Source organism: Hydrogenophaga sedimenti (assembly GCF_051857515.1).
Taxonomy (GTDB): Bacteria; Pseudomonadota; Gammaproteobacteria; order Burkholderiales; family Burkholderiaceae_C; genus Hydrogenophaga.
In genome coordinates this window covers 117,171-130,280 of record NZ_JBPZHA010000008.1, presented here as the reverse complement: position 1 = coordinate 130,280, position 13,110 = coordinate 117,171, and the positions used below count along the sequence as shown (strand labels likewise).

Annotated in this window: 14 protein-coding genes; 6 read left to right on the top strand and 8 right to left on the bottom strand. The window is 69.6% G+C overall.

From position 1 onward, the window contains the following. Positions 1–93 precede the first annotated feature (93 nt). Positions 94–396: a hypothetical protein gene (locus ACS5NL_RS14475; RefSeq protein ID WP_439354564.1), complete on the top strand. Its 303-nt coding sequence runs from the start codon at positions 94–96 to the stop codon at positions 394–396. A 124-nt stretch (positions 397–520) separates the two neighbouring features. On the opposite strand, the gene ACS5NL_RS14470 is transcribed toward ACS5NL_RS14475, so the two are convergent. The 5 genes from ACS5NL_RS14470 to ACS5NL_RS14450 all read right to left on the bottom strand — a co-directional run bounded on the left by ACS5NL_RS14470 (position 521) and on the right by ACS5NL_RS14450 (position 5,872). Then, positions 521–1,357 carry a dioxygenase family protein gene (locus ACS5NL_RS14470; RefSeq protein WP_439354563.1) on the bottom strand — a complete coding sequence of 279 codons (837 nt, stop codon included), beginning with the start codon at positions 1,355–1,357 and terminating at the stop codon, positions 521–523. 23 nt (positions 1,358–1,380) lie between these two features. Next, entirely contained in the window at positions 1,381–2,043 is a 663-nt protein-coding gene (locus ACS5NL_RS14465; RefSeq protein ID WP_439354562.1) for a peptidase associated/transthyretin-like domain-containing protein, read from the bottom strand. An 87-nt stretch (positions 2,044–2,130) separates the two neighbouring features. Then, positions 2,131–3,336, bottom strand: coding sequence for an ATP-binding protein (locus ACS5NL_RS14460; protein WP_439354561.1), 1,206 nt, complete (start codon positions 3,334–3,336; stop codon positions 2,131–2,133). Further along, positions 3,333–4,064: a response regulator gene (locus ACS5NL_RS14455; RefSeq protein WP_439354560.1), complete on the bottom strand. Its 732-nt coding sequence runs from the start codon at positions 4,062–4,064 to the stop codon at positions 3,333–3,335. Before ACS5NL_RS14455 ends, ACS5NL_RS14460 begins: the two co-directional genes overlap by 4 nt. Positions 4,065–4,156: 92 nt before the next feature. Beyond that, the gene (locus ACS5NL_RS14450) at positions 4,157–5,872 is read right to left on the bottom strand and encodes a GMC family oxidoreductase (RefSeq protein WP_439354559.1); all 1,716 of its coding nucleotides are present in this window, start codon (positions 5,870–5,872) and stop codon (positions 4,157–4,159) included. Positions 5,873–6,028: 156 nt separating this feature from the next. On the opposite strand from ACS5NL_RS14450, the gene ACS5NL_RS14445 reads away from it, so the two are divergent. Genes ACS5NL_RS14445 through gloA2 form a run of 3 tightly spaced genes read left to right on the top strand, consistent with a single transcriptional unit; the run spans position 6,029 to position 9,339 of the window. After that, entirely contained in the window at positions 6,029–6,955 is a 927-nt protein-coding gene (locus ACS5NL_RS14445; RefSeq protein ID WP_439354558.1) for a LysR family transcriptional regulator, read from the top strand. 35 nt (positions 6,956–6,990) lie between these two features. Then, the gene (locus ACS5NL_RS14440; RefSeq protein WP_439354557.1) at positions 6,991–8,928 is read left to right on the top strand and encodes an acyltransferase family protein; all 1,938 of its coding nucleotides are present in this window, start codon (positions 6,991–6,993) and stop codon (positions 8,926–8,928) included. Between the two features lie 24 nt (positions 8,929–8,952). Next, the gene (gene gloA2 / locus ACS5NL_RS14435; protein ID WP_439354556.1) at positions 8,953–9,339 is read left to right on the top strand and encodes an SMU1112c/YaeR family gloxylase I-like metalloprotein; all 387 of its coding nucleotides are present in this window, start codon (positions 8,953–8,955) and stop codon (positions 9,337–9,339) included. A gap of 115 nt (positions 9,340–9,454) precedes the next feature. Here the strand turns inward: gloA2 and ACS5NL_RS14430 are convergent, their stop codons facing one another. Next, positions 9,455–10,297 (bottom strand): hypothetical protein, encoded by an 843-nt coding sequence (locus ACS5NL_RS14430; protein WP_439354555.1) that lies wholly within the window; start codon positions 10,295–10,297, stop codon positions 9,455–9,457. A gap of 181 nt (positions 10,298–10,478) precedes the next feature. On the opposite strand from ACS5NL_RS14430, the gene ACS5NL_RS14425 reads away from it, so the two are divergent. Continuing rightward, positions 10,479–10,988, top strand: a complete 510-nt coding sequence (locus ACS5NL_RS14425) for a low molecular weight protein-tyrosine-phosphatase (RefSeq protein ID WP_439354554.1) — start codon at positions 10,479–10,481, stop codon at positions 10,986–10,988. Here the strand turns inward: ACS5NL_RS14425 and ACS5NL_RS14420 are convergent. Continuing rightward, on the bottom strand, positions 10,985–11,503 hold the full coding sequence (locus ACS5NL_RS14420) for an acyl-CoA thioesterase (RefSeq protein ID WP_439354553.1): 519 nt from the start codon (positions 11,501–11,503) through the stop codon (positions 10,985–10,987). The two genes, ACS5NL_RS14425 and ACS5NL_RS14420, sit on opposite strands and share 4 nt — an antisense overlap. Before the next feature lie 112 nt (positions 11,504–11,615). Between ACS5NL_RS14420 and ACS5NL_RS14415 the strand changes: the two genes are divergently transcribed. Continuing rightward, positions 11,616–12,425 carry a putative signal transducing protein gene (locus tag ACS5NL_RS14415; RefSeq protein WP_439354552.1) on the top strand — a complete coding sequence of 270 codons (810 nt, stop codon included), beginning with the start codon at positions 11,616–11,618 and terminating at the stop codon, positions 12,423–12,425. 16 nt (positions 12,426–12,441) lie between these two features. Here ACS5NL_RS14415 and ACS5NL_RS14410 read toward each other — a convergent pair whose 3' ends face one another. Next, on the bottom strand, positions 12,442–13,092 hold the full coding sequence (locus ACS5NL_RS14410; RefSeq protein WP_439354551.1) for a LysE family translocator: 651 nt from the start codon (positions 13,090–13,092) through the stop codon (positions 12,442–12,444). Positions 13,093–13,110: the final 18 nt, after the last annotated feature.

Below are 13,110 nucleotides of genomic sequence, written 5' to 3'. Positions count from 1 at the left end.
CCCCCGCTGGTGCGGCCCGGGGCCCGGGACCCCGTGCTGCGGCGTGGCACGGGAAATGCTGCACGCCGAGCGTCGTTGGTAAAGAAAGAACCCATGTCGCAAAACGATGCATTCGCCGCGGCCGCGCATCTGCACGTGCTGCTGCGGCGCAAGACCGGCCGTGTGACGGACACCGAGTGGATGGTGCACAACGCGGAGTACGCGCAAGCCATCGTGGCGTTTGCGCGCGAGCGGGCGAGCGAAGACGGCCACGCGGACTTGCTGCCGCTGGCCGACCGGCTCGAGTCGCTGGTGATTCCGGTGCGCAAGGCCACGCCGGTGTCGGCCCCCGCGCCCTTGACCGCCTCGGCACCGGCCGACCTCAATGCCCGCTACATCGGCAGGCTGAGAGGCTAGAAGAAATAGCCCCCACGCTCCGCCGCTGACGCGGGTCGCTGCCCCCCGAGGGGGCGCGAATTCAGCTTGGGGCGGCCCGGCGCTGAATTCCTGAGCGCCTCGCTCCGCCGCGACAGCTGCGGCCTCAGATCGCCATCCCGACCGTGAGGCGGGCGATGTAGCCGGCGTCCACGCTGCCGGTCACGGTCGCAACCTGGTGCGCGGCGCTGTCGTTGCCGAACACGTTGTCGCTGGCCAGCGAGATGTTCGCGTAGTTGGCGACGCTGGCCGAGTAGCCGGCGGCGACGCCATAGATCTGATCGCAGGCGATCGCGGGCAGGGCCAGCTGCGACACCTTGCCGTAGTCGCTCACGATCGACGCGTCGGTCGCGATTTCCAGCGACTGGTAGACCTCGAAATGAATGTGTGGCCAGCGGCCGCTGTAGCAGCCCGGAAAGATGGTGGTGAAGCTGACCTGGCCGTGGCTGTCGCTGACCTGGATGCCGCGCAGGTAGTTTTCCTGCGTGTGGCCGCCCGAATACATCGAGTAGCCACCGTCGCGCGTGCAGTGCCAGAGGTACACCGCACGCCCCGCCAGGGCCTCGCAGGCCGAACCCGCATTGACCAGGGTCAGCACCACCGTCAGCGGCACGCCCAGCGCGGTGCCGCTGGCGCTGCCGACGCTGGTGCGGATGTCGCTGCGCACGATGCCCGAGAGCGCGAGCGCGTTCAGCCGCTGGCCCGACGCCACGCTGCCGTCGGCCGGGTACGGGCCGGCGGTCTCGGTCGGGACCACGCTGCAACTGCCGCTGTCGGCGGAGACCGTCGCGTCTTCGTCGTCGGTCGAACCGCCGCAGGCCAGCAGCGACAGCGGCGCCACCGCACCCAGGGCCGCGCCACCGAGCCAGCGCAGACCGCGGCGGCGGTCCAGCGTCCGTTGCATCAGGGCGTTCATGTCGTGGCGCAGGCCGTGTTCGTGCATGGGTGTCTCCTCTGCGTGGCGGGTCAATGGGTTCTGGGCGCGCTGTCGAGATCGATGCGCAGGGTCAGCTCGGCGCGCAGGCCACCGCCCTCCGGATCGGCCACCACACGGTCGGGCCGCAGGCTCGCCGCCGAACGGGCGTCGAGCGGGGCCGGTTTGCGCAGCGTCGGCAGCACGGCGGGCGCGATCTGCAACTCGCTGGCCACCTCGGCCGGCTGCGTGGGCAGCAGCAGGCAGCCGTCGGCGCGCGCCAGCACGTGGCGGCCGTCGTTGAAATAGACCCGCAGGTAGACCGGCACGCTGTTGTCGACGTAACGGCCGGGATAGACGGTGTGGAACACCAGGTCGCCGTGTTCGTCGCTGACCTGCACGCCGCGCATCAGCGCGACGGTGCGCAGGTCGTCGTCGTGCACGTCCAGCGTCCAGCAGCTGGGGTCGTAGTGCCAGATGTAGACGGCGGCGCGCCGGATCGCCTGGCCCTGCGCGTCCTGCAGGCGCAGCGCCAGCGTCAGCGGCACGCCCGGGCTCTGCCGGGCGAGGTCGCTGTCCAGCGCGGGCGAGGCCTGGACGAACTCCTTGAGCGGGTAGGGCCGCGGCGTTCGCTGGACCTGCAGCAGCACCGGTTCGTGCGGCAGCGGCAGCGCAAGGTGGGCGCGGACGGCAAAGTTCAGCGGTTCGAGTTTCATGCCCCGGATGCTGGGCCGCGCGTGTGAATCCGCCGTCGGCAGATTGTTTCCGCGCCGACACAGAGGCGGCCGCCGCCGCCCGGGCGCTCAGGCCAGCGGCAGCCAGAGCGTGGCGCGCAGCCCGCCTTCGGTCCGGTTGTCCAGGCCCAGGCGGCCGCCCTCGCGCTGCGCCAGATCGAGCGCGATCGCCAGGCCCAGGCCGCTGCCGCTCGGCCGGCCATCCGGCCCGCCCGCGGGTCCTTCGGCCTGCAGCCGCACCCAGGGCTGCATCACGCGCTGCAGCTGGGCGGGTGCGATGCCAGGCCCCTCGTCCTCGACCGTCACCACCACGCCACCCTCGCCCGCCTGCGCGGACAGCCGCGCGCAATGCCCGTAGCGCAGCGCGTTGTCGACCAGGTTGTCCACGATGCGGCGCAGCGAGGCCGGACGTGCCCGCACCCGCAGCGGCGCGGCGTCCTCGGCCGGCTCGGCCAGCGACACCGGCTGGCCGAGCTCGGCGCGGTCGTCGGCCAGCGACTGCAGCATCGCGCCCAGGTCCATCAGCGCCGGCGGCACCGCGGTGGCCTGTTCGCGCACCACCGCCAGCGAGGCGTCGATCAGTTCGTCCATGGCGCGGATGTCCTGCGCCGCCGCGTGTGCGGTCTCCGGTGGCAGCTGTTCCAGCCGCAGGCGCAGGCGCGTCAGCGGCGTGCGCAGGTCGTGCGAGACCGCGGCCATGTGCAGGCCGTGCTGCTCGAACTGGTGCTTGAGCGCGCGGGCCATGGTGTTGAAGGCCTGCGCCGAGTCGCGCACCTCGACCGTGCCGAGCCGTTCGTCCAGCGCGGGTGGGTCACGCCCTTCGGCCAGCCCCTGCGACAGCGTGCCCGAGGCCTGCGCCAGGCGCCGCATCGGCGCCGACAGCCAGCGCGCGCCGATCGCGGCACCGACGCCGATCAGCAGGGCGCGCAGCGCGTAGTCCAGCCAGAGGCTGCGCGCCGGCATGACCGGCCAGCCGTCGCCATCGCGGTGGACGTGTTCGGGCCGGTCGGCACCATCCGGCCGGGGCGCCGGACCGGGCGCACGCCCCGGTTGCCCCGGTGGCGCGCGCCGCAGGTCCATCAGCCCCTCGGGCGGCAGCGAGGGCAAGGGCGGCAGGGCCGCGACGCCTTCGGTGGAGAGACGCCCCACCCAGCTGGTGCCGAACGGCGACGCGGCGGAAAACGCCACCACATTGCTGATCACCAGCGTCACCCACATCAGCAGGAACAGGCGCAGGAACAGGGTGTCGAGGCGGCGCAGGCGGGCGAGGTTCATGCGGCCCTCCGTGGTGCAAACAGGTAGCCGGTGCCGCGCAGGGTGCGGATCATGCCGTTCTGCGCGTCGGGTTCGCCCAGCTTGCCGCGCAGCCGCGAGACCGCGAGGTCGATGCTGCGTTCGTTGGCGTCGACGCCGGGCGCGCGCGTCAGTTCCAGCAGGCGCTCGCGCGAGAGCGCGAGGTCCGGGTGGTCGACGAAGGCCACCAGCAGCCGGTACTCGGCCGCGGACAGCGGCACCATCACGCCCTCGGGGTCGTAGAGCCGGCGCTGCACGCGGTCGAAGCTCCAGGCCCCGATGCGCACCCGGCCCACCGCCTGCGCGGGCGCCGCGCCAGCGCCCACGCTGCGCAGCACGGCGCGGATGCGCGCCACCAGCTCGCGCGGCTCGAAGGGTTTGGGCAGGTAGTCGTCCGCGCCCAGCTCCAGCCCCAGCACGCGCGAGAGTGTGTCGCCCTGTGCGGTCAGCATGATCACCGGCAGGCCGGGCTGTTCGCGCTTGACCCACTGGCACAGGTCCAGCCCGCTCTCGCCGGGCAGCATCACGTCCAGCAGCAGCAGGTCGATGTCCGAGGCCGGCAGGCGCCGCCGCATGCCGTCGCCGTCGGCCACGGCCTCCAGCCGCATGCCAAAGGGTTGCAGGAAACCGGTGAGCAGTTCGCGGATGCCGGGGTCGTCGTCGACCAGCAGGCAGCGCACGGGAAAGGGGGAAACGGCGGATTCGGACATGGTGGCGCAGGCAAGGGGGGCGCCTCGGAGAGCGCCCGCAGGGCGTCAGTGTAGGCAGCGCCCGGCCCGCCAGCGCCGCTGTGTCCGGATCTTTACTGGCCCGACACGATCCAGCGCGCGGCCTTCTCCGCGATCATCAGCGTCGGGCTGTTGGTGTTGCCGCTGGTGATGGTCGGCATCACGCCGGCGTCGACCACGCGCAACCCGGCCACGCCGCGCACGCGCAGGTGGCTGTCCACCACCGCCATCGGGTCGTCGTCCCGTCCCATCTTCGTGGTGCCCACCGGGTGGAAGATGGTGCTGGCGATGTCGCCGGCCAGGCGCGCCAGGTCTTCGTCGCTCTGGTACTGCACGCCCGGCTTGAACTCTTCGGGCTGGTACTTCGCCATCGCCGGCTGGTCGACGATGCGCCGCGTCACGCGCAGGCTGTCGGCCGCGACCTGGCGGTCTTCGGCGGTCGAGAGGTAGTTGGGGGCGATGGCTGGCGCGTCTTCGAAGCGCGGGCTCTTGATGCGCACGTGGCCGCGGCTGCTCGGGTTGAGGTTGCAGACGCTGGCGGTGAAGGCCGGAAAGCCGTGCAGCGGTTCGCCAAACGCGTCGAGCGAGAGCGGCTGCACGTGGTACTCCAGGTTGGCGTGCGGCTGCGACGGATCGCTTTTCGTGAACGCGCCGAGCTGGCTGGGCGACATGCTCATCGGCCCGCTGCGCTTGAGCGCGTACTCCAGCCCGATCGCCGCCTTGCCCCAAAGCGAGTTCGCCAGCGTGTTGAGCGTCTTGGCGCCCTGCACCTTGTAGACCGAACGGATCTGCAGGTGGTCCTGCAGGTTCTCGCCCACGCCGGGCAGGTCCTTCGCGACGGCGATGCCATGCTGCTGCAGCAGCGCGCCCGGGCCGATGCCCGAGAGCTGCAGGATCTGCACCGAGCCGATGCTGCCCGCGCTCAGGATCACTTCGCGCGTGGCCGTCACGGCCACCATCTCCTGCCCGCTCCAGACCTGCACGCCGGTGCAGCGCAGGGTGCCGTCGGCCTGCGGCTCGGTGACCAGCTTCGCCACCTGGGCCGAGGTCCAGAGCTCGAAGTTGGGCCGCGCGTAACAGGTCGGCCGCACGAAGGCCTTGGCCGCGTTCCAGCGCCAGCCGGCCTTCTGGTTCACCTCGAAGTAGCCCACGCCTTCGTTGTTGCCGCGGTTGAAGTCGTCGGTCGCCGGAATGCCGGCCTGCACCGCCGCCTGTGCGAAGGCGTCGAGGATGTCCCAGCGCAGGCGCTGCTTCTCGATGCGCCATTCGCCGCCGGCGTTGTGGTGCCGCAGCGTGTGCCGCCACAGGTCCTGCTCGGCCGTGGCCGGCTGCGCCAGCAGCTCGGACGGGCTGCCCTTGGCGCCGTGCAGCGCGCTCGCGCCCTTGTAATGGTCTTCGTGCAGCTTGAAGTAGGGCAGCGCGTTGTCCCAGGCCCATTCGCCGTTGCCGGTCAGCTGCGCCCACTGGTCGTAGTCGCGCGCCTGGCCCCGCATGTAGATCATGCCGTTGATGCTCGAACAACCGCCCAGCGTCTTGCCGCGCGGGTAACGCAGCTGGCGGCCGTTCAGGCCCGGGTCGGCCTCGGTCTGGTAGAGCCAGTCGGTGCGCGGGTTGCCGATGCAGTAGAGGTAGCCGACCGGGATGTGGATCCAGTGGTAGTCGTCCTTGCGGCCGGCCTCAATCAGCAGCACGCGCTTGCTGGCATCGGCCGAGAGGCGGTTGGCGAGCAGGCAGCCGGCCGTGCCGCCGCCGATGATCACGTAGTCGAAAGTCGCGTTGTGCTCGCTCATGCGGGCGTCTCCTCGTCGGTTCTTGTTCGGGCCGGGTTCATTGGCCGGGCTCATGATGGATTGCCAGCCTGACGCGAAACTGTGCCCGAACCTCAGGGGTTTTCCCAATGAAATCGGCCAAGGCACGTCATAAGCCAGGCCAATAATGCGACCTGCATGGCCGCCCACCCGCCCACCCGTCTTCCCGCCACCGACCCGCAGACCCTGCGCGCCTTCGTCGCCGTCGCCCGCGAAGGCAACGTCTCGCGCGCCGCGTTGCGCCTGCACCTGAGCCAGCCGGCGGTCAGCCTGCAGCTCAAGACGCTCGCCGAGGCGACCGGCCTGCAACTGTTCACGCGCACCCCGCAGGGCATGGCGCTGACGCGCGACGGCGCGGCCCTGCTGCCGCTGGCCGACCGCGCGCTCGCCGCCCTGTCGGACTTCGGCCAGGCCGCCGCCGCGCTGCACCAGACCGTGCGAGGCACGCTGCGCATCGGCACCATCCTCGACCCCGAGTTCACCCGCCTGGGCGCCTTCCTCAAGCAGCTGGTCGAGACCGCGCCGCAGGTGCACACCGAGCTGGGCCAGGGCATGAGCGGCGATGTGCTGGCGCGCATCGCGCGCGGCGAACTCGACGTCGGCTTCTTTCTCGACCTGCCGCAGGACCCGCTGGGCCCGCCCTACCGGCTGCGCGCCCTGACCCGCTTCACCTACCGGGTGCTCGCGCCCGCCGGCTGGGGACCGCAGGTCAAAGGCAAGGACTGGAAAGCGCTGGCCGCCCTGCCCTGGCTCGCCACGCCGCCGGCCAGCGCGCACCACCGGCTGCAGCGCCGCGTCTTCGGCCCGGGTTCGCTCACCGGCCTGGAGCCGCGGCGCGTGGCGCTGGTCGACCAGGAGGCGTCGATGCTCGACCTGGTGAAGAGTGGTGTCGGCCTGTCACTGGTGCGCGACGCGATCGCGATGCGCGAGGCGCAGGCGCACGGGCTGGTCGTCGCGGACCAGGTGGCGCTGGAATGTGATCTGGGCCTGGTGTGCCTCGCGGAGCGGGCGGGGGAACCGGTCATCGCGGCAGCGCTGGGGGCGCTGGATTCGGTGTGGGGGTGACAATCGCCCCCGCAACGGCACCTGTAGCAACATTCATGTCAAGCCCCCTCCACGATTCAAGCCACTCTGGCACCCACCAGGCCCACATCGACGGCCTGCGCGCCATCGCGGTGCTGGCGGTCATCGCCAACCACTTCGATCACTCCCTCCTGCCTGGGGGATTTCTGGGGGTAGATATCTTCTTCGTGATCTCGGGCTTCGTGATCACGGCCTCCCTGGTTTCGCGGCCTCGCGAACCGCTGGGTCCGTTCCTGCTGGCGTTTTTCCAGCGCCGCATCAAGCGGTTGGCGCCCGCGCTGCTGGTCTGCGTGCTGGCAACCGCGGTCGCCATCTGCGTGCTGAATCCGACGCCGCAGAGCAGCCTGATGACAGGCATCAGCGCCCTGTTCGGGGTAGCCAACATCTACCTCTACCAGCAGTCGCTCGACTACTTTGCACAGGCGGCGCAGTCCAATGTTTTTACCCACACCTGGTCACTGGGCGTCGAGGAGCAGTTCTATTTCGTCTATCCGGCCTTGTTCTGGGTCACCACCGGGGGCCGCCTGGCACGCTCGAAAAAAACGCTGGCGCTGGTGATCTGTACCCTGGGCGTGGCGTCCTACCTGGCGTTCCACAAGACCTTTGCCACCAGCCCCTCGTTCACCTATTTTTTCTCCCCCCTGCGGTTCTGGGAACTGGCGCTCGGCTGTCTGCTCTGTGTCGGACGGGAGAGCAGGGTGGTGCTCGGCTTGCGTCGCTTGATGGCATGGTTGGGCCCCCTGCCTCTGGTGGCGCTGCTGGCCTGCCTCTGGATACCAGAGAGCCGACTGGTGCAGGGCACGACCACCGCAGTGGTCCTCACCGGTCTGCTGCTGGTCGCGCCGGGTGGCCTGGGGTTGTCGGCGCTGACGGCGCCCCCACTGCGGCATGTGGGTCTCATCTCGTATTCGCTCTACCTCTGGCACTGGCCGGTGCTGGTGCTGGCCCGCTGGTCGGTCGGCATCACCCCCTCCAGCGGCCTCTGGCTCCTGCTTGCGATGGTCGCGCTGGCGGAGGCCTCGTACCAGTGTGTGGAATCACCGTTGCGACGCCGTCCCTGGCGGTTCCCTATCAGCGTTGGGCTGGGAGCCTCCGCCATCTGCGCAGCGGCGCTGCTGATGCTCTCCCAGGTCAATGATCACCTGCTCTGGCCGGTCAATTCGGAGATCGACAACCCACCCGCTTTCCTGCCAGTGAAGGACCAGAACTACAACCCGGGCTGCGTCGTCAATGACCACAATCTCCCGCTCGGCTCGGGCACCTTTGATCTGTGCACGGTCCCGCCCCGCGCACCGGCGCACCAGACGCTGTGGACCATGGGCGACAGCCACGCCGGACACCTGCAAGGCATGCTCTATCAGTTGCACGAGGACACGGGACTTGGCGTCCATCTGATCGAGACTCCCGGCCAGCCGTACCCCTATATTGCTGCGGTATTCGAACCCAGAGAGCGCATTCTGGAGACAACCCTGGCACGCGCTCGCCCGGGTGACACGTTCGTGGTGTCCCGCCTGTATTTCTATCGCGGCAGCCTGGACGTGGTCACCGATCTGCAGACTTGGGCGGACCAGCTTCTCACGCTCGCCAAGAAGCTCGAACAACGCCAGATGTACCTCCTGGTCATCGGGCCACCACCAATCTTCAACTTCGAGCACTCGGTAGTGTGTCTGCGCACGGCGTTCTCCAATAGGGCCTGCGAACAGGACCGCGCCAGGCTCAAGGAACGCGTCGACCAGGTGGCGGGCACACTGGAAAAAACCCTTGCTTCTCAGCACAATGCGCTGGTGTTCCGCCCCTTCGACGTCCTGTGCTCGCCCGGCGCGGCAACCTGTTCCCCACTCCGGAAGAACACCATGCTGTTCCGTGATCGGGATCACCTCAACACAGCAGGATCCGCGGCGCTGGCCCAGCCGCTGGAAAAGCTACTCCGGGACCGCGGCATCCTGGCGCGGTGACCCCCTGCCCCGAGCCCCTACGACATGCTCCAACGCATCCACCACGCCGCCATCATCTGCTCCGACTACGGGCCCTCCAAACACTTCTATACCGAAGTCCTGGGCCTGAAAGTGATCGCTGAAAACTACCGCGAAGCGCGCAACTCCTGGAAGCTGGATCTGGGCCTTCCCGACGGTTCGCAGGTGGAGCTGTTCTCCTTCCCCGGCGCGCCGCCGCGGCCGTCCTATCCCGAGGCGCAGGGCCTGCGGCATCTGGCGTTCGTGGTCGACGATGTGCCGGCCTGCAAGGCGCGGCTGGAGTCACAAGGGGTGGCGGTGGAGCCGGTGCGGGTGGACGAATACACGGGCCGGCGCTTCACCTTCTTCAGCGACCCGGACGGGCTGCCGCTGGAACTGTACGAAGCGGATTGAGCCGCGAGGTCGTCACGGCGGAACGAGAGGCCAGGAACTCAGCGCCGGGCCGCCCCAAGCTGAGTTCGCACCCCCTCGGGGGGCAGCGACCCGCGCAGCGGCGGAGCGCAGGGGCTCAGTTCAACTCCATCACCTGCGCCGGAAAGTCGTAGTTCTCGTCCAGCGCCCGCGCGGCCATCACCGGCAGCATGTGGGTCAGGAACACCTCGCCGACCCAGCGGCGCACGGCCGGGTCGGCCGGGCTGGTCTTGGCGTGCAGGGTGAAGGCACAGAAGCGGGTGATGCCGATGTCTTCGGTCAGGCCCAGTGGCACGTGCGGTGCGCGCAGCTGGCCTTCGGGCAGGGCGTGCGTGGTTTCCAGCCGCCAGGCACCGAGCATGCGGTCGAAGTGGCCGACGGAGCCACGGCGCCAGACTTCGGCGACGTAGAAGTTCCAGGCGCCGGGTTCTTCGGCGATGAAGCCCCAGTCGAATTCGTGGATCGCGTCGGGCTCGGTGTCGAACACGCCGACCTCGCGCACGTCGTCGCGCATCGCGAACTCGGTGAACATCGCGCCGGCGCCGGTCGGGCGGTCGTCGATGAAGCGGCCGATGGCGACCGGATCGGCGACGTACAGCGGCTCGGGTTCGCTCCAGGCCCGCTTGGCGCGGTTGAGCAGGCGCGCGGTCGCGTCCACGCTCTTCTGCGCGTTGATGACCCAGTCCATGAAGGTCTTGCGGCCCTCGGGCGTCTCCAGCTGCTTGACGGTCTGGTCAAAGGCTTTGTCGTCCCTGAGGTAGCCGTCTTCGCGCAGGCGCAGCACGATGTCGAGCACCGAATTGCGCGTGATGTGTTCGAGCGTGTAGGCCAGGTCGCCGCCGGGGAAGTCGGTCATGCTGCGACGGATCCAGTCCATCGTCGCCTCGTGCGAGAGGCCCTGCGGCGCGCGCGGCATGTCGTTGAACAGTGCTCGCAGCACGCGTACCGTATCCAGATCGCTGGCCATGTCGGTCCCGGGTCAGAAAGAGGAAATGAAAGCCCACGCCCGGCGCGCCCGAACGGCGGACCAGGCCCAGTGGACAGCATAGCCTTGCCGCCCCGGGGGTCAAAGCGCGGAATAGGACCGGGTTCCCGGCCCAGTTTCGGTTCCAATCGGTGCCATGAACCCTGCCGCCCCCACCCGCTACCGCGTCCTGTTCGTCTGCATGGGCAACATCTGCCGCAGTCCGACCGCCCACGGCGTGTTCGAGGCCCAGGTGCGCAAGGCCGGCCTGTCCGACCGGATCGAGGTCGATTCGGCCGGCACCCACAGCTACCACGTCGGCGCCCCGCCCGACCACCGCAGCCAGGCGCACGCGATCCGGCGGGGCTACGACCTGTCTACCCAGCGCGCGCGCCAGCTCACGGCGCGCGACTTCGACACGTTTGATCTGGTGCTGGTGATGGACTGGGACAACCTGGCGCTGGCCGAAACGCTCTGCCCGCCGCAGCATGCGAAGAAGCTGCGCCGCTTCGCCGAGTTTTTCCAGCGCCACGACAGCCCGGTCGTGCCAGACCCCTACCAGGGCGGCTCGGCCGGATTCGAGCATGTGCTCGATCTGGTGGAGGACGGCAGCGCGGGGCTGCTGGCGCATGTGAAGCGCCAGCTGGAGCCCCCACGCTCCGCCTAGGGGCGGCTCGCTAGCGGATCGCTGCTCTCCCCATCCGTCGCTGCGCGCACGGCGGCAAAGCGCTGCTCCATCTCGCGCCGCATGGCCTTGCGCAACTCGGCGCCCGCGTGGCGGCGGCGTTCGTCGGGGGTGGACGGCTGCAGCGGCTTCACGGCGGTCGGCTTGCGGTCTTCGTCGACCGCGACCATGGTGAAGAAGCAGCTGTTGACGTGGCGCTTGGCCTGGGTGCGGATGTTCTCGGCGATCACCTTGATGCCGATCTCCATCGACGAGCTGCCGGTGTGGTTGACCGAGGCCAGGAAGGTCACCAGCTCGCCGACATGGATCGGCTGGCGGAACATCACCTGGTCGACGCTGAGCGTCACGACATAGGTGCCGGCGTAGCGGCTGGCGCAGGCGTAGGCGACCTGGTCGAGCAGTTTGAGGATGGTGCCGCCGTGCACGTTGCCGGAGAAGTTGGCGGTGTCGGGCGTCATGAGCACGGTCATGCTCAGTTGGTGCGAAGGGAGTTCCATGGGCGTTCCGGTGGCGGGGATGCTATGACGAAGCAGCCATCGTGCCAAGCGAAGCTGCCAGTTGGCTGGCAGACGGGCTGGCAGGCGCGCGAGGCTTCGCTAGAGTGGGGGCATGAAGACCCTCTACGAAGCCGCGAACGCCCTCGAAGCCCACATGCTGGCCGATGTGCTGAAACAGGAAGGCATCACCGCCCAGGTCTTGGGCGGCTTCCTGACCGGCGCGGTCGGACAGCTGCCGGCCGCCGGACTGGTGCGGCTGGAGGTCGAGGAGGAAGACTTCGAGCGCGCACGCGCGGTGATCACCCGCTGGGAATCCACGCAGGAGAACGAACCGGCGCCCAGATCGGCCGATGCGCCCGCGCAGCGCGCATGGCTCTGGGGACTCGGCGGTCTGCTGTTTGGCGCAGGGCTCTGCTGGGCCTGGCTCCACGTGCCGGTGCACCAGAACGAGTTCGATCACAACCACGACGGACGGATCGACGAGCACTGGGAATACTCCGCGGCCAACACCGCCGTCAGCGCCGAGGCCGACCGCAATTTCGACGGCCGGATGGACCTGCGGTACCGGTACGACGCACAGGGCGAACTGGCCACAGCCGAAGGCGACGACAACTTCGACGGCGTGTTTGAAACCCACACCCGCTTCCGGGCGAACCAGCCGCAGACCGTGGAAACCGACACCGACGGCGATGGCCTGATCGATGCGGTGAACACGTTCGCCTACGGCATTCTGGCAACCACGCAATACCTCGAACCGCGCTCGGGCCGCCCCACGCGGATCGACGTCTACCGGCTGGGCGGCCTGCTGGACCACGTCGACCGCGACACCGACCTAGACGGCGTGCTCGACACCCGGGAGCACTACAACGCCCTGGGGCAGATCACCCGCACCGAGCGGCTGCCGCCACCCGCCGGAGGCTGAAGCGGGTGCCTGCACTTCAGGGAGCGCGCAGCCCCTGCCAGAGCATCCACGCCGCACCGCCCATCAGCACCAGCCCCACGGCCCGGCCGGCGAAGACCTGCGCACGGCCGCTGCCGCGCAGAAACGCCCGCGCCCGGTCCGCGCCGAGCACGACCGCGCCGTACACCGCCGCCTGCGTGGCCGCGATGATGGTTCCCATGGCCACCGCCTGCGCCAGCATCGGGCCGTGCTCGGGGCGCGCGAACTGCGGAAAGACCGCGACCATGAACAGGTAGGCCTTGGGGTTGAGCAGGCAGGTGAACAAGCCCTGCCGGAACGTGGCAACCACCGGTCGCGACCGGCTGGCACCGACCTCTCCCAGCGCCGACGCGCCCCGCACCAGCGACCCGCCGATCCAGCCGAGGTAGAGCGCGCCGCCAACCAGCATCAGCGTGAACAGCGCCGGGACCGCCTGCAGCATCAGCCCCACGCCCAGCGCCGCCATCGCCGTGTGCGCCACACCGCCGGCCACGATTCCCGACAGCGCCGCCGCGCCGCCACGGCGGCCGTCGACCAGCGTGCTGCCGAGCACGAAGGCCATGTCCATGCCCGGCAGGGCGATGATGCCCAGCACCAGGACGAAGAACAGCCAGAGGTGCGACAGATCGGAGAAGAGCAGGTTTTCCATGGAACGGCGTGGTGAGGA

Excerpts from the sequence above, each read along its gene's own strand:
- ACS5NL_RS14475 (WP_439354564.1), top strand. The coding sequence starts at position 94 with ATGTCGCAAAACGATGCATTCGCCGCGGCCGCGCATCTGCACGTGCTG.
- ACS5NL_RS14470 (WP_439354563.1), bottom strand. The coding sequence starts at position 1,357 with ATGCACGAACACGGCCTGCGCCACGACATGAACGCCCTGATGCAACGG.
- ACS5NL_RS14465 (WP_439354562.1), bottom strand. The coding sequence starts at position 2,043 with ATGAAACTCGAACCGCTGAACTTTGCCGTCCGCGCCCACCTTGCGCTG.
- ACS5NL_RS14460 (WP_439354561.1), bottom strand. The coding sequence starts at position 3,336 with ATGAACCTCGCCCGCCTGCGCCGCCTCGACACCCTGTTCCTGCGCCTG.
- ACS5NL_RS14455 (WP_439354560.1), bottom strand. The coding sequence starts at position 4,064 with ATGTCCGAATCCGCCGTTTCCCCCTTTCCCGTGCGCTGCCTGCTGGTC.
- ACS5NL_RS14450 (WP_439354559.1), bottom strand. The coding sequence starts at position 5,872 with ATGAGCGAGCACAACGCGACTTTCGACTACGTGATCATCGGCGGCGGC.
- ACS5NL_RS14445 (WP_439354558.1), top strand. The coding sequence starts at position 6,029 with ATGGCCGCCCACCCGCCCACCCGTCTTCCCGCCACCGACCCGCAGACC.
- ACS5NL_RS14440 (WP_439354557.1), top strand. The coding sequence starts at position 6,991 with ATGTCAAGCCCCCTCCACGATTCAAGCCACTCTGGCACCCACCAGGCC.
- gloA2 (WP_439354556.1), top strand. The coding sequence starts at position 8,953 with ATGCTCCAACGCATCCACCACGCCGCCATCATCTGCTCCGACTACGGG.
- ACS5NL_RS14425 (WP_439354554.1), top strand. The coding sequence starts at position 10,479 with ATGAACCCTGCCGCCCCCACCCGCTACCGCGTCCTGTTCGTCTGCATG.
- ACS5NL_RS14420 (WP_439354553.1), bottom strand. The coding sequence starts at position 11,503 with ATGGAACTCCCTTCGCACCAACTGAGCATGACCGTGCTCATGACGCCC.
- ACS5NL_RS14415 (WP_439354552.1), top strand. The coding sequence starts at position 11,616 with ATGAAGACCCTCTACGAAGCCGCGAACGCCCTCGAAGCCCACATGCTG.
- ACS5NL_RS14410 (WP_439354551.1), bottom strand. The coding sequence starts at position 13,092 with ATGGAAAACCTGCTCTTCTCCGATCTGTCGCACCTCTGGCTGTTCTTC.